The organism is Tsukamurella sp. TY48 (genome assembly GCF_019656655.1).
GTDB classification, from domain to species: Bacteria; Actinomycetota; Actinomycetes; order Mycobacteriales; family Mycobacteriaceae; genus Tsukamurella; species Tsukamurella strandjordii.
This window is the reverse complement of record NZ_BPMV01000001.1, coordinates 1,866,544-1,884,513: the sequence shown is the minus strand read 5'-3', so window position 1 is coordinate 1,884,513 and position 17,970 is coordinate 1,866,544. Positions and strand designations below refer to the sequence as shown.

Genomic DNA, 17,970 nt, shown 5'->3' with positions numbered 1-17,970 from the left:
ACGTCGGCGCTGAAGCGTCGCTTGCGGCGCGCTTGGCGGAGCGACGGGGCCGGAATCCGCCGGATCCTGTCGGTGCCCGGCGCTACGGTGCGGACAGGCCCCGCGGGGCGCACCGGAGGAGGGGAGCGGATCATGGAAACGGTGGACGATGGACTGATCGTGGGCGAGGACGGTTTGGCGCGGCCGGCGTGGGCGGCGATCGACGAGTTGCATCGCGAGTACTACGACACCGAGTGGGGGGTGCCCATCCGGGACGAGCAGGGGCTGTTCGAGCGGGTCAGTCTGGAGGGCTTCCAGGCGGGTCTGTCGTGGGCCACGGTGCTGCGCAAGCGTCCGCGGTTCCGGGAGGTCTTCGCCGGGTTCGATCCCGATGTGGTGGCCGGTTTCGGCGCGGCGGATGTGGAGCGCCTGATGGCCGATCCCGGGATCATCCGGAACCGGCAGAAGATCGAGGCCACGATCGGTAATGCGGCGGCCACCATCGCGCTGCGGGAGGACGGTGGCCTGGTGGATCTCGTCTGGTCGTTCCGGCCGGAGCGCACCCCGGCGCCGCGCACCATGGCGGAGGTGGCGGCCACCTCGCCCGAGAGCATCGCCCTGTCGAAGGAGTTGCGGCGCCGGGGTTTCCGGTTCGTGGGGCCCACCACGATGTACGCCTTGATGCAGGCGGTGGGCATCGTGGACGATCACCTGGTGGGCAGCCATCGGCGGGGCAGCTCCGGCGTCTGGGCGCCGGGAGCGTAGCGAGCGGGCCCGATCGATACCGGACGCCGGGAGCGTAGCGAGCGGGCCCGATCGATACTGGGCGCCGGGAGCGTAGCGAGCGGGCCCGATCAGTACTGGGCGCCGGGAGCGTAGCGAGCGGTCTCAGTCCGCGACGTGTCCGTAGCGGTGCAGGGTGGTGCTCACCGCCTGTTCCCGCAGCACGCTGAGCAGCTCGCGGCGTCCCGACCAGAGCACCGGTGCGCTCAGCACGGTGTGGCCGCTGGCCGCGGCGGCGGCGAGGAGCTGCGGTTCGGGCTCGCCGAGCACGCGGATGCGAATGGCCTCCTCGCGGGCGGCGAGGGTGCCCGCGTACTCGTCGGCGGTGTGCACCGGTGCTTCGAAGGGCAGGGGCGGCGCGTCCGGGCTCACGGTCACGTCCAGCCGGGTGCCGGTGTGCGCCGCGGCCAGCTGTAGCCGCACGAGATCGCGCGGTGCGGCGCCGGGGCCCACGCGCACTTCGAGTTTGGGGAGCGGACGGTACCGGAAGACGTTGGCCTCGCAGGCCAGTCCGGTGGGGTCGTGTTCGACGCCGAACTCGCTGTCCCACGCCCGCTGATCGGAGGCGGCGGCGGCGTGCAGCCAGCGCACATCGTCGGCGGAGAGGTGCTGGGCCGCGGCGATGATCCGTTCGCTGAACAGGGTCGGTGCGTGTGCGGGCACATCGGGGCGCGGGGCGTCGCTCCAGCGGCCGAGTTGGGCCACGTAGTTCGGGCCTCCGGCCTTGGCGCCGGGTCCGAGGGCGGAGCGCTTCCAGCCGCCGAAGGACTGGCGTTGCACGATGGCGCCGGTGATGTGGCGGTTGATGTAGAGGTTGCCGGCCTCCACCTTCTCGCGCCAGTGGGCGATCTCGTCGGGGTCCAGGCTGTGCAGTCCGGCGGTGAGTCCGTAGCCGGTGGAGTTCTGCATCCGCAGCGCATCGTCGAGGGTGGCGGCGCGCATGATTCCGAGCACGGGACCGAAGCACTCGGTGGTGTGGAACCAGCTGCCCTCGGCGATTCCGTCGAGCACGCCGGGGCTCCACAGCCTGCCCTCGGTGTCGAGGCGACGGGGCTGCACGAGCCAGCGCTCCCCGGGTCCGGGGGTGGTGAGGGCGCGGAGCAGTTTGCCGGAGGCGGGTTCGATGAGCGGGCCCACGCTGGTGCCCAGGTCGGTGCCCGGGCCCACCGTGAGGGTGCGCACGGCGTCTTCGAGCTGCCCCAGGAACCGTTTCGAGGTGCCCACGCTGCCGACGGCGATCACCAGGGAGGCGGCGGAGCACTTCTGTCCGGCGTGGCCGAAGGCCGAACGCACCAGATCGTTCACGGCGAGGTCGGGATCGGCGGCGGGGGTCACGATGAGGGCGTTCTTGCCGGAGGTCTCGGCCAGCAGGTCGAGGTCGGGGCGCCAGCCGCGGAACAGGGCCGCGGTCTCGCTGGCGCCGGTGAGCACCACGGCGCCTGCCTCGGGGTGGGTCACCAGGCGGCGGCCGGCGGCGGCCTCGTCGGCGTTGATCAGTTGCACCAGCTCGCGGGGGACGCCCGCGGCGTGCAGGGCCTCGACGGCCGCCGTGCCGCAGCGCAGCACCTGGGGCGCGGGTTTGATGATCACGGCCGCGCCCGCGGCGAGGGCCGCGAGTACGCCACCCAGCGGGATGGCAACGGGGAAGTTCCACGGCGGGGTCACCACCACCAGCCGGTGGGGCGTGAATTCCGCTTCGCCGCGGGCGTGTTCGGCCAGATCGAGGGCGCTGTGCGCGTAGTAGCGGGCGAAGTCGATGGCCTCGGAGATCTCGGGGTCGGCCTCGGACACGGTCTTACCGGCTTCGTGCACCATCACGGCGAGCAGATCACCGCGGCGGCGGGATAGTTCGTCGGCCACGCGCTGCAGGCGGTCGGCCCGGTCGGCGGCGGAGAGTGCGGCCCAGGCGGTCTGGGCGCTGAGGGCGGTGGCCACGGCGGTGTCGATCGCCGTGGGGTCGGTGACCGTCGGCGGCGGGGTCACGGTGGGTGGGGCCGCCAGCGCGGCGCGGGCCCAGGCCCGGTTCGCGGGGGTCGACGGGTCGGTGTCGGGTTCGCCGACGAAGGTCGTGCGGTGCGGTGGCAGCGGGTCGTGGGCGCGGTCCTGCACCCGGTTCGGGGTGTCCTGCACCAGGGTGCGGCGCGCGACGGCGGCCCGGAATCGCTGCTCCTCCAGGGGGATCGCGGCGGGGTCGGGGCTGAACATGGAGTACAGGAAGTTGTCGCTGGAGGAGTTCTCCTCCAGGCGGCGCACGAGGTAGGAGACGGCCACGTCGAAGTCGCCGGCGTGCACCACGGGGGTGTAGAGGATGAGCGAGCCCACGTCGGCGCGCACGGCGGCGGCCTCCATGGGGGCCATGCCCTGGAGCATCTCCACGTCGAGTTGCCGTTGCACGCCGCGGCGTTCGGCGAGTTCCACGGCGTAGGCGAGGGAGAAGAGGTTCTGCGAGGCCACGCCGATCCGAAGGGAGTCGGCGTGTTCGGGCCGCAGGGCGATGTCCAGTAGCCGCAGGTAGTCGGCGTCCACATCGGCCTTGGTGCCGTAGGTGGCCAGCGGCCAGTCGTGCAGTTCGGCGTCCACCCGCTCCATGGCGAGGTTGGCTCCCTTGACCAGCCGCACCTTGATCGGGGCGCCGCCGGCGGCGGTGCGGCGGGCGGCGAAGTCGAGCAGCCGGGCCAGGGCGCCGGGCGCATCGGGGAGGTAGGCCTGGAGCACGATTCCGGCTGTCAGGTCGCGGAATTCGGGCTCGTCCAGGAGCGCGGTGAAGACCTCGAGGGTGAGGTGCAGGTCCTTGTACTCCTCCATATCGAGGTTGACGAACTTCCCGCCGTCACGGGCGGTGCGGTACAGCGGGCGCAGCCGCTCGACGATGCGGTCGCGGTTGCCCTCGAGGTCCCAGGGGATGAGCTGGGCGACCACGGAGGAGACCTTGATCGAGACGTAGTCCACTGCGGGGTCGGCGAGCAGCTCGTGGGTGCGGCGCAGCCGGTTGTCTGCCTCGCCCTGGCCGAGGACGGCCTCGCCGAGCAGGTTGAGGTTGAGCCGGACGCCGGTATCGCGGGCGCGGCCCAGGCGGCGACGCAGTTTGTCGCCGTCGGCGTCGAAGACGAGGTGGCCCACCAGCTGCCGCAGCCGGGCACGGGCCACCGGCATCGCGATCGACGGTGCGATCCCCGCGGCCACGGTGCCGAGGCGGAGCAGCGCGGCGTCGGTGCCGCTCATGAAGGAGCCGACGGAGCCGTCGGTGGGGGAGACGAGGCGGCGCAGCGCTGTGGCGGCCACCCGGTCGTCCTCGGGCCGCGCGACCTTGTCGACGAAGCCCATCGTGAAGTCGACGCCGTGCGGGTCGTGGAGCAGTGCGGCGAGGCTGCTGGTGGCGGCGGCCTCGCGGCGGCCCACCTCGGCGGGACGGGGCCCGCGGCTGGTGCGCAACCAGCGGCCGGCGCGGGCGACGGCACCGTCGATGAGCGCGGGATCGTCGCCGGACACGGCGGCAGGCGGGATCGGATGAAGAGAGGTGTCGACCATGAAGGCCTCCTGAAGCTCGACGCGGGGATGAGGAGAATCCACAGCGACGGGTGCGCCACCTGGCCTGGAGCCGATGTTATCGCCCGAATAGCGGCCGCACCAGGCTTTCCCCAGCCCTTTGCGATCACAGGATCGTGACGTCGAAATCAAGTTAATCGAATAGCAAAGAAAACCACCTATCCGGTTCCGAATGCGACCTAACATCCGTTCATGACAGACCGGGGGAAGGTCGCCTCGCGGATCGACGGCTCGGGGGAGCCGAAGACCATGGCGAGGCGAATGCCGAGCACCGTCCACGACCGCCTTCATCACGCGCGCGCGATCGAGGAACCCGACGAGGTGCTGCTCGATCGCGCCGCCGGCGGCGACAACCACGCCTTCACGCTGCTCTATCAGCGGCACCGGCGCCAGCTGTTGGCCACCGCCCTGCGCACCATCCGCTCGCACGCCGATGCGGAGGACTGCCTGCAGGAGGCCATGCTCCGCGCCTTCCAGCTCTCGCCCACGTTCCGTGGCGATTGCCGGGTGGCGAGCTGGATGCACCGGATCGTGGTGAACGCCTGCCTCGATCGGGCGCGGCGCAATCAGATCCGGCTGGCGCTGCCGATCCCGGACGATCTGAGCAACTTCGCCTCCGACGAGGGGCGCACCGCCGAAGATCTCGACCGGCGGCTCTCGGTGGACGCGGCGCTGCGGATGCTGCCCGAGGATCAGCGCGCCGCGGTGATCGCGGTCGATATGCACGGTCTGTCGGTCGCGCAGGCCGCGGAATTGCTCGGCGTGGCGGTCGGCACCGTCAAGAGCCGCCGGGCGCGCGCACGGGCCCGGTTGGAGCGCCTGCTGTGCTGATCGGAGCGGCTGGAACACACCAGCGTTCGTACGAGTAAGAAAAGGCACAATGCTGTGTGAGGGCCTCGGGAACCGATCCGCACCCTGATGCGTCCAATTCAGGAGAGGAGGTTGCAGCGATGCTTCCAGGTTCCGACGCCGACGGCGACGGCGAACAGCCCCCGCAGCGGGGCCGCCGCTCGCGGGCGGACCGCGCACGGTCCGACCGGCTCGACGACCTGCTGGCGCAGTACCGCGACGACACGTACGCCACCTGGACCCCTCCCGACGGCCCCGCCGATGTCACCCCCCTCGGCGATCGCCGGATCATCGCCGACCTCCGCACCGCCCCAAAACCCACGCTGCCCAACAAGCGGCTGCGCTACGGCGCCGCCGCGGTCGGCACCGTCGCCGCCTCCGCCCTGGCCGTCACCGTGGCACTGAGCACCCTCGGCGAGCCGGGCACCGTCGAACCCGATAACGGCATCCTGCTGGCGGCCGCCTCCCCGGGCGGGGACCGCGGCGCCCTCACCGACCACGCCGCACTGCAACGCTGCCTCGATGCCGCCCGGATCCCCACCACCAAACGCATCGTGCTCGGCGCCGGCCCGATCGACGTGCGCGGCACATCCGCCACCGTGCTGCTGCTGCCCGGGCCCGCACTGGGCGACCTGACGCTGCTCGCCGTCACCCCGACCTGCGCACAGGGCACCGCATCGTCGGTGCTCGTGACCCGCACCCTGGCCGCGGCCGCACGCACCGCCACCGCGCCCGCACGCACGCCGTAACCTGGAGCGGAAAGGCTCGCGGGAACATCCGGACCCCCGGGACCGTTGGCACGAACAGCCGGCCCGCACGGGGCCGGATCGATCTTCTCTCGAGGCGGGTAGGTAATGACTGCAGCTGGCACCGATATCGCGGACGTGATCATCATCGGATCGGGTCCCGCGGGCTACACCGCCGGCGTGTACGCCGGCCGCGCCGAGCTGAAGACCATCCTGTTCGAGGGCACCAACTTCGGCGGCGCGCTCATGACCACCACCGAGGTGGAGAACTACCCGGGCTTCAAGGCCGGGATCATGGGCCCCGAGCTGATGGACGAGATGCGCGAGCAGGCCATCCGGTTCGGCGCCGACCTGCGCATGGAGGATGTGGAGTCCGCGCAGATCACCGGCGAGATCAAGGAGGTCGTCACCTCCGAGGGCACCTACCGCGCCCGCGCCGTGATCCTGGCGATGGGCGCCGCCGCCCGTTACCTGGGCATCCCCGGCGAGGAGGCCCTGCTGGGCCGCGGCGTGAGCGCCTGCGCCACCTGCGACGGCTTCTTCTTCCGCGATCAGGACATCGCGGTGGTCGGCGGTGGCGATTCGGCGATGGAGGAGGCCATCTTCCTCACCAAGTTCGCCAAGTCGGTCACCCTGATCCACCGCAGCGAGAACTTCCGCGCGTCCAAGATCATGCTGGACCGCGCCCGCGACAACGAGAAGATCCACTTCCTCACCGATGCCGTGGTGACGGCCGTGAACGGCGAGAAGACGGTCGAATCGCTGGCCGTGCGCAACACCGTGACCGGCGCCGAGAGCACGCTGGACGTAACCGGCCTGTTCGTGGCCATCGGCCACGACCCGCGCTCGGGGCTGGTCGCGGGGCAGGTCACCGTCGACGACGAGGGCTACGTGCAGGTCGAGGGCCGCAGCACCGCCACCGGCGTGCCCGGTGTCTTCGCCGCGGGCGATCTGGTGGACCACACCTACCGGCAGGCGATCACCGCCGCGGGCAGCGGATGTTCGGCCGCCATCGACGCCGAGCGCTGGCTAGCGCACCACCGCGAGACCGCGGCCGCGCAGTAATCGTTCTCTCCCCCAATCCCTTTCGATCCGAAGGAACAACCATGGCCACCGTGACCGTCACCGATGCCGATTTCAAGCAGACCGTCCTCGAATCGTCGAAGCCGGTGCTGGTGGACTTCTGGGCCACCTGGTGCGGTCCGTGCAAGATGGTGGCGCCGGTGCTCGAGCAGATCTCCGACGAGCACGCCGACACGCTGGTCGTGGCGAAGGTGGACGTGGATGCCAACCCGGCCGCACCCCGCGACTACCAGGTGCTCAGCATCCCCACGCTGATCCTGTTCAAGGACGGTGAGCCGGTGGCCAAGCTGGTGGGCGCGAAGAGCAAGTCGGCCATCCTCAAGGAGCTCGAGGGCGTCCTCTAGTCGGTCACCGCGGTTGGTCCGGACACCGAAGTGGCCGTATCGTGTACTCGATTCGGCCCGTCCGGGGCCGACCATGGAGCGAACTGAAGGACAGGACATGCCCCGCATCAGCCTCGGTGATCACGGCGGTGCCGTAGCCGAGATCCGCGGCATCCTCGCCGATCAGGGTTTCCTCCCCGATTTCGTGGCCCCGAACGAGCTGGTCAGCGGCGGGTGGACGGTGCCCGAGGCGGTCTTCGACCGTCGCCTGGACCATGCCACCCGCGCCTTCCAGCAGCAGCGCGGCCTGTTGGTCGACGGTGTCGTGGGCCCGGCCACCTACCGTGCGCTGCGCGAATCGACCTATCAGCTCGGTGCGCGCACGCTGAGCTACATCGCCTCGGCACCGCCCTCGGGCGACGATGTGGCGGCGCTGCAGGCCCGGCTGCAGAACCTCGGCTTCTACGCCGGCATGATCGACGGCCTGTTCGGCCCGCAGACGCACCTGGGGCTCTCCGCCTACCAGCGTGAGTTCGGCCTGGTCGCGGACGGTATCTGCGGTCCGGCCACACTGCGCTCGCTCACCTTCCTAGGCTCCCGCGTGACCGGCGGTTCCCCGCACGCGATCCGCGAGGAGGAGCACGTGCGCCGCTCGGGTCCGCGGCTGTCCGGTAAGCGCATCGTGATCGATCCCGGCCTCGGCGGGCCCGACCGGGGGCTCGCGCTGCGCGGCCCCGACGGCCGGATGATCACCGAGGAGGAGATCCTCTGGGATCTGGGCTCGCGCCTGGAGGGCCGCATGGCGGCCGCCGGGATGGAGACCTACCTGTCGCGTCCGCGGGGGATGGACGCCACCGACAGCACCCGCGCGTACACCGCGAACACCTTCGAGGCCGATCTGATGATCGCGCTGCGCACCGCGCACTACCGCAATCCGCGCGCGCACGGCATCGCCTCCTTCCACTTCGGCAACACCCACGGCGCCAGCTCGAACATCGGCCGCAACCTGGCCGGGTTCATCCAGCGCGAGATCGTGGCGCGCACTCCGCTCAGCGATTGCCACTACCACGGCCGGACCTGGGACATCGTGCGCCTGACGCGGATGCCCACGGTGCAGATCGACGTGGGCTACGTGACCAATCCCGAGGATGCGGCGGTGCTCGCCTCCCCGGAGATGCGCGACACCATCGCCGAGGCGATCCTCGTGGCGGTCAAGCGGATGTACCTGCTGGGCGAGAACGACCGGCCCACCGGTACGTACACCTTCGCCGAGCTGATCGCGCTCGAGGAGACCTCGGACACGTGAGTGCCTGACGGGGCTCTCACGGCCCCGTCAGTCCTCCGCCCGGCACACGGGTGCCGCGGCGTCTCCCGTCCCCTCCAGCGCCTCACGGAGGGCCGCTTCGGCCGCACCGGCCGCCAGCAGCTGCTCCAGTGCGTGCTCCACGCCCGCCTTCCATCCGAGGCCCTCGGACAGCTCCAGCCGAAGCCGGGGGTAGCGGTGATGCGGTGCCACGGTCTCGAAACCCATTCGCTCCAGGAAGTCGGCATCGGTCAGCGGCACCGTATCGCAGCCGCATGGACCGCAATCTATTTGCGCCACAACACTTTCCGTGGTCTGACCCACGGGTGTGAGCAGACCGAAGGCCTCCACCGCCCGCACACCGCGGCGCACCAGATCGGTGCACACCGCCGTCACCAGTTCCTCACGGACCCGGTCTTCGACGCCCGGCTCGGCTCCCACCCAGGTCAGGAGCACCGCATCGGGGCTGACCGGGGCGGTGGGGAAGGTGGCGGCACGGGGCACGGTGCGGGGCGGGGCGTAGAAGGCCACGCCCACCAGGCGGGAGCTGCCGTCCGGCCGGTGATCGATCGCGATCTGCCCGCAGGAGCCCCACTCCAGCATGAGCATCGACAGCCAGGCCTCCTTGTCGAAGGCCGTGTCGGTCAGGGTGGCCGCCCCGGGGGCCACCTCCCAGTACACGCACTGACGCAGGTGCTTCGGCAGGTCGTCGAAGGCGCCCAGCGTGAGGGGGACGATCGTGAGAGCCATGGGACTACCGGCCGGCGAGCAGCGAGACGATGCGGTCGAGATCATCGGCCGAGCCCACCTCGACCACGATCTTGCCCTTGCGCTTACCCATGGAGACGGTGACCTTGGTGTCGAGCCGGTCGGCGATGCGGTCGGCCACATCGCGCAGGCCCGGGTCGGCCTCCTGGCGCCGCTTCGGGGCCGCCGGGGCCACGGTGCCGTCCCCGCGGTTGGCGAGGGTGACCGCCTCCTCGGTGGCGCGCACCGACATGCCCTCGGCCACGATCCGGGCGGCGAGGGACTCCTGCGCCTCGGTCCCGGCCTCGAGGGCGAGCAGTGCGCGGGCATGGCCGGCGGACAGCACTCCGGCGGCCACGCGGCGCTGCACGGCCACGGGGAGGCGGAGAAGCCGGATGGTGTTGGTGACCACGGGCCGCGAGCGGCCGAGCCTGGCGGCGAGTTCGTCGTGCGTCACGCCGAACTCCTCCAGCAGTTGCTGGTAGGCGGCCGCCTCTTCGAGCGGGTTCAGTTGCACCCGGTGGATGTTCTCCAACAGGGCGTCGCGCAGCATGTCGCCGTCGGCGGTCTCGCGGACGATCGTCGGGATGGTCTCGAGGCCGGCCTCCTGGCTCGCCCGCCAGCGGCGCTCGCCCATCACGAGCTGGTACCGCACCTCGCCCTTCGGCGTGGGGAGCGGACGCACCACGATCGGCTGCATGAGCCCGAACTCGCGGATCGAGTGCACGAGCTCGGCCAGCGCCTCCTCGTCGAAGACGGAGCGGGGCTGCTGCGGGTTGGGCTGAATCGCGGTCGGCGCGAGCTCGCGGTACACGGCGCCCAGCGAATCGCCGCCGCCGGTCTCGTCCGCGGCGCCCGGGGTGCGGGACGACGCTGCGCGCTTCCCCCCGACGCCGCCGGGTGCGGGTGCCGTCTGCTTGGCGCCGATCACCACGTCGGCCGCGGCGTTGCCGAGCCGCGGTCCCTCGTCGGGTCCGGTGGGGATCAGGGCGGCGAGGCCGCGACCGAGGCCGCCCTTCTTCTGCGTCGCCATGACTACACCGCCTGCCCCGCGCCGCGGAGCGCCAGTTCGCGCCCGGCGTCCAGATAGCTCATCGCGCCGCGCGAACCCGGGTCGTAGTCGAGCACCGTGGTGCCGTAGCCCGGCGCCTCGGAGACCTTGACGCTGCGGGGGATGGTGGCGCTGAGAACGCGTTCGCCGAAGTGGTTGCGGACCTCGGCCGCCACCTGATCGGCGAGCTTGGTGCGTGCGTCGTACATCGTGAGGAGCACGGTGGAGACGTGCAGATCCTTGTTCAGGTGCGCCTGCACCAGCTCGATGTTCCGCAGCAGCTGTCCCACACCCTCCAGCGCGTAGTACTCGCACTGGATCGGGATCAGCACCTCGCGCGCGGCGACGAGCGCGTTCACGGTGAGCAGCCCCAGCGACGGCGGGCAATCGATGAAGATGTAATCGATATCGGCGTCCGCGGCGCTCGCGAGCGCATTCTTCAGCCGGGTCTCGCGAGCCACCATGCTGACGAGTTCGATCTCGGCGCCGGCCAGGTCGATGGTCGCGGGCACACAGAACAGGTTGGGGGAGTGCGGGCTCTGCGCCATCGCCTCCTCCAGGGTGGTCTCGCCGATCAGCAGCTCGTAGGTGGACGGTACGCCCGAACGATGGTCGACCCCGAGCGCCGTGCTGGCATTGCCCTGCGGATCGAGATCCACCACGAGCACCCGCAGGCCCTGCAGCGCGAGCGCCGCGGCGAGGTTGACCGCCGTGGTCGTCTTGCCGACGCCGCCCTTCTGGTTGGCGATGGTCAGCACCCGCTGTGCCGTGGGCTTGGGAAGGGTGCCGGCACCTCCCGGCGTCAGGACCTGGCTGGCGCGACGGGCCGCCTCGGCGATGGGGGTGTCGTCCTCCGTGGTTCCACGTGAAACGTCGTACCCGGATTCGTGATCAGTCACGCATACTCCTCAGCTTGATGTCCCCATCCTAGTGACTCGTTCCGACACCGTCAGCCCGGCATCCGGGTCCGGGCGATCGGCGCAGCTCGGTTCGTTCCGTCCGGCTCGACGACGTCCGAGACTCTCGAGTTTCACGTGAAACTCCGCGCGATCGAGGAGTCTGTTTCACGTGAAACTCGGCAGCCGGCCTCGCGGCCACAACGCTCTGGACGCTGCCCGGAGTCCTGCCGGCGATGCGCCGCGTACCGCCCCCGTCTTCTGCCGATCGGGCCTCCCGCCGGTACCGGCCCCCGGCCCGCGCCTGCCCCGGCCGTGATGCGCTGCTCGCGGCGTCCCGCCCGGGAGCGTTCCGCACGGCGCCCCCGCAGGGAAGTGCGCGCCTCGCACCCGCCGGCTCGTCCGGCTCACCGCCCGTCGCCGCCCACGTGCTCCGCTCGACGGCATCGTCGTCATCGCGGATCCGTAGCCGCTCGCTCGCGGTCACCGTCGAGCGGGACGCGGACAGGTCACGGTGCGACGGCCGCACCGTGGGCCCTCGCGGCGATCACAGGTTCCACGTGAAACATCGTGGGGATGGCCCACAGCCCTGTCACGCCTCGCACACCGGTCCGCTCCCGGCGCCCGGCCTCGGTCCTACGAGCCGATCGGATCAGCACCCGAATTCACCGACCGACCCGTCTCTTCGACCGAGTCAATCGGAATTGCCCACCGATCTCGATGGCCGGATCTCCGCCGCCATGGCGGGCCGCCCGAGGGCCGTCGGACACGGGGGAGAGGACTGACCCCGGTCTCGACTCGCGCTCGTGCGTCGAGCAGTCCGCGTCATGACTCCCGACAGATCGGACTGGGGCTGCCCGGGTCTGCTCCGCGGCGGACCGCAATCCGCGGAATTATTGGTACGCGCGTACCGAACTGCCTCCCGGTGAGGGCCCGTCGGGACCGCCCCGGAGAGGCCGTCTGTCACGTGTCGAAAAAGACCGTGGGTAACCAGTAGGGGGCAAATACTGTCCGTTTCGCCCGGATTCGATCACTTGCCGCGGCGCGACGACTTCCCCGCACCGGACCCGCGGCGGTAGGCACGGACGACGGTCGTCGGCGGATCGACGACGCCCTCGCCGCACCGGACCACCTCGGGATCGCACAGTCCGGCCTTCGCGAGGACCGCCGAGTGCTCCTCGATCTCATCGCCGGCGCGCGAACCCTTCAGTGCCAACAGCCGGCCGCCATCGCGCAGCAGGGGAGCGGACCACGGAGCCAACTTCGGGAAACCCGAGACGGCGCGGGAGGTGACCACATCGGCTCCGCCCGCGGCCTGCACCACCGAGCGCTCCTCGGCGCGGCCCCGGACCACACGAACATTCGGCAGGCGCTCCGCGCAGAACTCCTCGAGGAAGACCGCGCGCCGCAGCAGCGGCTCCACCAGAATCACTTCGACATCGGGGCGCGCGATCGCGACCGGAATACCGGGGAGGCCGGCCCCACTGCCGACATCGACGAGCGTCTCGCCCGCCTCGACCAGTTCGCCGAGCACAGCGCAGTTGAGGATGTGGCGCTCCCACAGCCGGGGTACCTCACGCGGACCGATCAGCCCGCGCACCACACCGTCGGTGGCCAACACGTGCGCGTACTCCTCGGCCAGCGGCAGCCGGTCGCCGAACACCGTTGTCGCCTCCGCGGGAGCCGGGGGCAGCTCCTGCCCCGCCTCGTCCGCCGTCGAGGCCACCGCTTCCGCATCCCGCCGTTCCACGTGAAACCTCCGAATCACACTCGTGTCATTTCACAGCTCGCGCTGCCCGCAAACGACGATGGGCCCCAGGCGCACGGCCCGGGACCCATCGTTCACCTCTGCTCCAGTCTAGGCGCTGGGCAGAACCACCACGCGGCGGTTCGGCTCCGCGCCCTCACTCTCCGAGCGCACACCGTCGACCTTGGCCACGGCGTCGTGCACGATCTTGCGCTCGAACGGCGTCATCGGCTTGAGCGACTCCTTCTCGCCGCTCTCCACGACACGGGCCGCGATCTCGGCGCCCAGTGTGGACAGCCGCGCACGACGGCCGGCGCGCCAGCCGGCCACGTCCAGCATCAGCCGGCTGCGGTCGCCGGTGGACTGCTGCACCGCGAGGCGAGTCAGCTCCTGCAGGGCGTCCAGGACCTCACCGCGCTGGCCCACGAGCTTCGTCAGATCCTCGCCACCGTCGATGGCCACGATCGCGCGGCCGCCTTCGACATCGAGGTCGATATCGCCGTCGAAGTCCAGGATGTCGAGCAGTTGCTCGAGGTAGTCGGCGGCGATCTCGCCCTCCTCGACCAGTTCGTCGTCCTCCTCGGCAGCGGTATCCGCGGGCGCCACGGCGGTGGTCTTCTCGTCCTCGACGGTCACGTCGTCAGACATGCGTACTCCTTGTGGTTCTTCAGTAGGGGTATAGGGGCGGCTCAGCGCCGCTTCTTCCGCTGCTGCTGGTTGCGCTGCCGCTGGCGAGCGTTCCCGGAGGGATGCTGCTGCTTCGGCTTCGCACCGGCCGCGGGCTTGGCGCCGGGGGTGGGCTTCGACGGTGCGTCGGTCGCCTCCTCGGCGTCCTCCGTCTCGGCTCCAGCGGTCGTATCGACCGCCTTGGCCGCCTGCGCGCCGCCCTTCTTCGCCACCGGCTTCGCACCGGGTTTGGGGGCGTTCTCGGCGCGCTTCTCCTGCGCCAGCTTCTTCTTCTCCTCGTCTTCCTTGTCCAACTTGCCGAAGACGATGTGCTGCTGGCAATAGGTCCAGATGTTCTGGGTGACCCAGTAGATCAGGATGGCGACGGGCAGGAAGAAACCACCGACCAGCACGCCGATGGGGAAGACCCACAGCATCAGGCGGTTCATGATGGCCGTCTGCGGGTTATCGAGCGAGGCGACGGGCTGGCGCGCGATCGAGGCACGGGCGTTGAAGTGCGTGGCCAGGGCGGCGACGATCATGAGCGGCACGGCCAGCCAGAAGATCATCCACTTGTCGAAGTCAGGCTGGATGAAGTCGTTGTTGATGTTCACCGGCATGAAGGCCTGGAACTGCTCGAAGGGCTCCTGCACGTACGAGGACAGCGGCACGCCGAAGAGGCGGGCGTCCAGGAAGCTCTGCACGTCGGTGGCCGAGAAGAAGTAGTTCGGCGTGTGGCGCGTCTCGTACGCCGTCATGTTGGGCGAGCCGAACATCTGGGTGGCTCCGCCGGGCATCCGGTTGAACGAGCGCAGCACGTGGAACAGGCCGATGAACACCGGAACCTGCAGCAGCGCAGGCAGACAGCCGAGCAGCGGATTGAAACCGTGCTCCTTCTGCAGCTTCTGCATCTCCAGGGCCAGCTTCTGCCGGTCCTTGCCGTACTTCTTCCGCAGCGCCTGCATCTGCGGCTGGAACTCCTGCATCTGCCGCGTGGTCTTGATCTGGCGGACGAAGGGCTTGTACAGGATGGCGCGCAGGGTGAGCACCAGGAAGATCACCGAAAGAGCCCAGGTGACTCCCTTGTCCGGACCCAGGCCGGGAATCATCGAGAACAGCTTGTGCCAGACCCACATGATGCCCGAGACCGGGTAGTACACGTAGTCCAGAGATAAGGGATTGAACACGTCCGTGGTGCTCCTTGTCGTTCTACTTCATGAGGTTTCGGGCGCGGCGGGCATAGCCGCGCGGGTGGCGATCGGCGCCGGGGGAACGAGCTACTCGGGAACAGGGTCCCATCCGCCGCGGTGCCAGGGACCGCATTTCAACAGCCGAATGGTACTGAGGTACACACCCCGCACGGCGCCGTACCGGCTGAGCGCCTCCACCGCGTACTCACTGCAGGTGGGCATGAAACGGCATGTGGGAGGGCGCATCGGAGAGATCCAGGTGCGGTACCACTGCACCATCCCGATCAGTGCGCGCCGCGGCAGCTGCCGCATCGCGGTGGCCGCGCTCACAGGGCACCCAGCTTGGTGAGGCCCGAGCGCAGTTGCGCCGCAAGTTCATCGGAGTCGTCGTCCGCAGCGGCGCGCAATGCGCGGATCACCACGAGCGAGCCGTCGTCGAGTCCGCCGACCAGCGACGAGGCGGCCGCGCGCAGTCGCCGGGCCACGGCGTGCCGGGTGACGGCATTGCCCACCGACTTGGACACGATCAGTCCCACCCGCGGCGCCGGGATCACCGGATCCACACCGCTCCCGGACACGACGAGGCCCGGCATCCGCTCGGAAGCAGCTGCCGGGCTTGCAATCTCATCAGCCATTGCCGGTTGGCCACGGTTCACCACGTGCACGACGATCGAGCGCCGGCCCACCCTCCGGCCACCTTTGACCGCCGCGGCGAAATCGCGCGACGAACTCATCCGGTGGCGGGCGGGTAGCACTGCGTGGGTCTGCCTTCGTATCCCCTGTGCACGAACGCCACCGCGCCCTGAACGCTCAGGGGCCGCGGTGGCGCCGTGGATCAATGAATCAGGCCGTCAGCTTCGCGCGGCCCTTGGCACGACGCGAAGAGACGATGGCGCGCCCGGCACGGGTGCGCATACGAAGACGGAAGCCGTGAACCCGCGCGCGGCGACGGTTGTTCGGCTGGAACGTCCGCTTGCCCTTAGCCACGGTGACACTCCTTGTTCGGTACGGCGGCGCTGGTGCGCCACCGGATGGTGGATGGAAACTCTCGGCGACACATGAAGTTCAACTTGAGGTCGAACTCGCCCGACGGATCGGTGTGCGCACAGACCGTCCAAGACTACTTATCCCGCCTGACAAGGTCAAACCGCGACACCGCCGGTCCCGTGACGCAGGTCACGATGAGGGTCGCCCGACACGCCGATTCCCGGTCGCGTCCCACACTGTCCTGCGAGAATGTGCTTCGTGTTGAGGAGTCCGCTCCGCTCTGTTAACTTTGCCGAATGCGATCGCTGAGCACGACCACGGCCGTCCGTGGCATCGAGGCACGGCAGCACCGGGCCCGCAGGGACCTGGCGTGTACCGGCCTTCGGGCGGCTCCGTAGCCGGGGCCCGACCCCGGACCGCCTGCACCAGCGCAGCGAGATCGACGATCGGCCGAGACAACGGCCGCAGCATCCTTATACCCGGTTCTTCCACACCTGTGGATAGATCTGTGGAGTAGAGTGCTTTCGCAGGTCGGGTGGGGTGGATTCATGCACAACCCGATAACGAACATGTGGACGAGAAGCCGGCAGCCCAACAGCTCCGGGCCCGGCGCGGAGGACCTGATGACCGTTGATCCACTCATCGAGACGTGGACGGCCGTCGTCGACGATCTCTGTGGGGAGAGCACCGATCGCACCCTCACCATGCAGGAGAAGGCCTGGCTGCGCCTGGTCCAACCGCTGACCCTGACCGAGGGCTTCGCGCTCGTCGCCGTCCCGTCGCAGCTCATGAAGGACGTGATCGACCGCAGTCTGCGGGACCCGATCATCGATGCGCTGTCCATGCGGCTCGGCCAAGACGTGGAGCTCGGCGTGCGCATCTCCCCGGACGCGACGCCGCCGGTCACCGTCGAGGCCGAACCGCCGGCCGGGCCCAGCACCGCCGACCTCCCCGTACCCACGCCGACGGCCACCCTGGAGGCACCGTCGGTCACCCTGCCGCCGCCGATGACGGGTCCGTCGTCGAAGTCGAGCGGCAGCTCCGGTTCGAGCCTGAACCAGAAGTACACCTTCGAGACCTTCGTGATCGGCGCCTCCAACCGGTTCGCGCACGCGGCGGCCTTCGCCGTGGCCGAGGCGCCGGCCCGCGCCTACAACCCGCTCTTCATCTGGGGCGAGTCCGGACTCGGGAAGACCCACCTGCTGCACGCGGCGGGGCACTACGCGCAGCGCCTGTTCCCGGGCATGCGGGTGAAGTACGTCTCCACCGAGGAGTTCACGAACGACTTCATCAACTCGCTCAAGGACGACCGCCAGGTGCAGTTCAAGCAGCGCTACCGCGATGTGGACATCCTGCTGGTGGACGACATCCAGTTCCTGGAAGGGAAACTGGGTATCCAGGAGGAGTTCTTCCACACCTTCAACACGCTGCACAATGCGAACAAGCAGATCGTGGTCTCCTCGGACCGGCCGCCGAAACAGCTTGCAACGCTGGAGGATCGGCTGCGCACTCGGTTCGAGTGGGGCCTGATCACCGATGTGCAGCCGCCCGAGCTCGAGATCCGCATGGCGATCCTGCTCAAGAAGGCGCAGATGGAGCGGATCCACGTTCCGCACGATGTGCTCGAACTCATCGCCACCCGCATCGACCGCAACATCCGCGAGCTCGAGGGCGCCCTGATCCGCGTGACGGCCTTCGCCTCACTCACGCAGACAGACGTGACCTACGAGCTCGCCGAGATGGTGCTGCGCGATCTGGTGCCGGACACCACGACGATCGAGATCAGTTCCAGCACCATCCTTTCGGTGGTGGCGGAGTACTTCGAGATCACCGTGGCCGATCTCAAGGGCACCGAGCGCGCCCGCGCCGTGACCCACGCGCGGCAGATCGCGATGTACCTGTGCCGCGAGCTCACCGAGCTGTCGCTGCCGAAGATCGGCCAGATCTTCGACCGCGACCACACCACGGTGATGTACGCGGAACGCAAGATCCGCAAGGAGATGCCGGAGCGGCGCCGCGTCTACGACCAGGTGCAGGAACTCACCACCCGGATCAAGCGGCGCAGCCAGTAGCG

The 17,970-nt window shown here is 69.8% G+C and carries 17 protein-coding genes; 7 read left to right on the top strand and 10 right to left on the bottom strand.

The features are described from left to right. Positions 1-132 precede the first annotated feature (132 nt). Positions 133-744: a DNA-3-methyladenine glycosylase I gene (locus TTY48_RS09155; protein WP_220657198.1), complete on the top strand. Its 612-nt coding sequence runs from the start codon at positions 133-135 to the stop codon at positions 742-744. 123 nt (positions 745-867) lie between these two features. Here the strand turns inward: TTY48_RS09155 and TTY48_RS09150 are convergent, their stop codons facing one another. After that, positions 868-4,290: a proline dehydrogenase family protein gene (locus tag TTY48_RS09150; RefSeq protein WP_220657197.1), complete on the bottom strand. Its 3,423-nt coding sequence runs from the start codon at positions 4,288-4,290 to the stop codon at positions 868-870. A 210-nt stretch (positions 4,291-4,500) separates the two neighbouring features. Here TTY48_RS09150 and sigM point away from each other — a divergent pair, with 210 nt between their 5' ends. From sigM to TTY48_RS09125, 5 genes are all read left to right on the top strand, one after another. After that, positions 4,501-5,139, top strand: coding sequence for an RNA polymerase sigma factor SigM (gene sigM / locus TTY48_RS09145; protein WP_255585596.1), 639 nt, complete (start codon positions 4,501-4,503; stop codon positions 5,137-5,139). Between the two features lie 119 nt (positions 5,140-5,258). Beyond that, the gene (locus tag TTY48_RS09140; RefSeq protein ID WP_220657196.1) at positions 5,259-5,906 is read left to right on the top strand and encodes a hypothetical protein; all 648 of its coding nucleotides are present in this window, start codon (positions 5,259-5,261) and stop codon (positions 5,904-5,906) included. A gap of 105 nt (positions 5,907-6,011) precedes the next feature. Continuing rightward, on the top strand, positions 6,012-6,968 hold the full coding sequence (gene trxB / locus TTY48_RS09135; RefSeq protein WP_220657195.1) for a thioredoxin-disulfide reductase: 957 nt from the start codon (positions 6,012-6,014) through the stop codon (positions 6,966-6,968). A gap of 41 nt (positions 6,969-7,009) precedes the next feature. Beyond that, positions 7,010-7,330 (top strand): thioredoxin, encoded by a 321-nt coding sequence (gene trxA, locus TTY48_RS09130; protein WP_220657194.1) that lies wholly within the window; start codon positions 7,010-7,012, stop codon positions 7,328-7,330. 97 nt (positions 7,331-7,427) lie between these two features. Beyond that, entirely contained in the window at positions 7,428-8,615 is a 1,188-nt protein-coding gene (locus TTY48_RS09125; protein WP_220657193.1) for an N-acetylmuramoyl-L-alanine amidase, read from the top strand. Between the two features lie 27 nt (positions 8,616-8,642). Here TTY48_RS09125 and TTY48_RS09120 read toward each other — a convergent pair whose 3' ends face one another. The 9 genes from TTY48_RS09120 to rpmH form a co-directional block, all read right to left on the bottom strand. Next, positions 8,643-9,362: an acetyltransferase gene (locus TTY48_RS09120; RefSeq protein WP_255585595.1), complete on the bottom strand. Its 720-nt coding sequence runs from the start codon at positions 9,360-9,362 to the stop codon at positions 8,643-8,645. A 4-nt stretch (positions 9,363-9,366) separates the two neighbouring features. After that, positions 9,367-10,392: a ParB/RepB/Spo0J family partition protein gene (locus tag TTY48_RS09115; protein WP_220657192.1), complete on the bottom strand. Its 1,026-nt coding sequence runs from the start codon at positions 10,390-10,392 to the stop codon at positions 9,367-9,369. Between the two features lie 2 nt (positions 10,393-10,394). Further along, positions 10,395-11,309 (bottom strand): ParA family protein, encoded by a 915-nt coding sequence (locus TTY48_RS09110; RefSeq protein WP_255585594.1) that lies wholly within the window; start codon positions 11,307-11,309, stop codon positions 10,395-10,397. A 1,027-nt stretch (positions 11,310-12,336) separates the two neighbouring features. Beyond that, on the bottom strand, positions 12,337-13,056 hold the full coding sequence (rsmG, locus tag TTY48_RS09105; RefSeq protein ID WP_220657191.1) for a 16S rRNA (guanine(527)-N(7))-methyltransferase RsmG: 720 nt from the start codon (positions 13,054-13,056) through the stop codon (positions 12,337-12,339). A 108-nt stretch (positions 13,057-13,164) separates the two neighbouring features. After that, positions 13,165-13,701, bottom strand: a complete 537-nt coding sequence (locus TTY48_RS09100) for a R3H domain-containing nucleic acid-binding protein (protein WP_220657190.1) — start codon at positions 13,699-13,701, stop codon at positions 13,165-13,167. 41 nt (positions 13,702-13,742) lie between these two features. Beyond that, positions 13,743-14,855 (bottom strand): membrane protein insertase YidC, encoded by a 1,113-nt coding sequence (gene yidC / locus TTY48_RS09095; RefSeq protein ID WP_255585737.1) that lies wholly within the window; start codon positions 14,853-14,855, stop codon positions 13,743-13,745. 141 nt (positions 14,856-14,996) lie between these two features. Continuing rightward, a complete protein-coding gene (gene yidD, locus TTY48_RS09090; RefSeq protein WP_220658517.1) occupies positions 14,997-15,221 on the bottom strand; it encodes a membrane protein insertion efficiency factor YidD in 225 nt (74 codons plus the stop codon). A gap of 14 nt (positions 15,222-15,235) precedes the next feature. Beyond that, the gene (rnpA, locus tag TTY48_RS09085; RefSeq protein WP_374758686.1) at positions 15,236-15,643 is read right to left on the bottom strand and encodes a ribonuclease P protein component; all 408 of its coding nucleotides are present in this window, start codon (positions 15,641-15,643) and stop codon (positions 15,236-15,238) included. 109 nt (positions 15,644-15,752) lie between these two features. Beyond that, positions 15,753-15,896, bottom strand: coding sequence for a 50S ribosomal protein L34 (gene rpmH, locus TTY48_RS09080; RefSeq protein ID WP_220657187.1), 144 nt, complete (start codon positions 15,894-15,896; stop codon positions 15,753-15,755). Between the two features lie 623 nt (positions 15,897-16,519). Here rpmH and dnaA point away from each other — a divergent pair. Beyond that, positions 16,520-17,968 carry a chromosomal replication initiator protein DnaA gene (dnaA, locus tag TTY48_RS09075; RefSeq protein WP_220657186.1) on the top strand — a complete coding sequence of 483 codons (1,449 nt, stop codon included), beginning with the start codon at positions 16,520-16,522 and terminating at the stop codon, positions 17,966-17,968. Positions 17,969-17,970 lie beyond the last annotated feature (2 nt).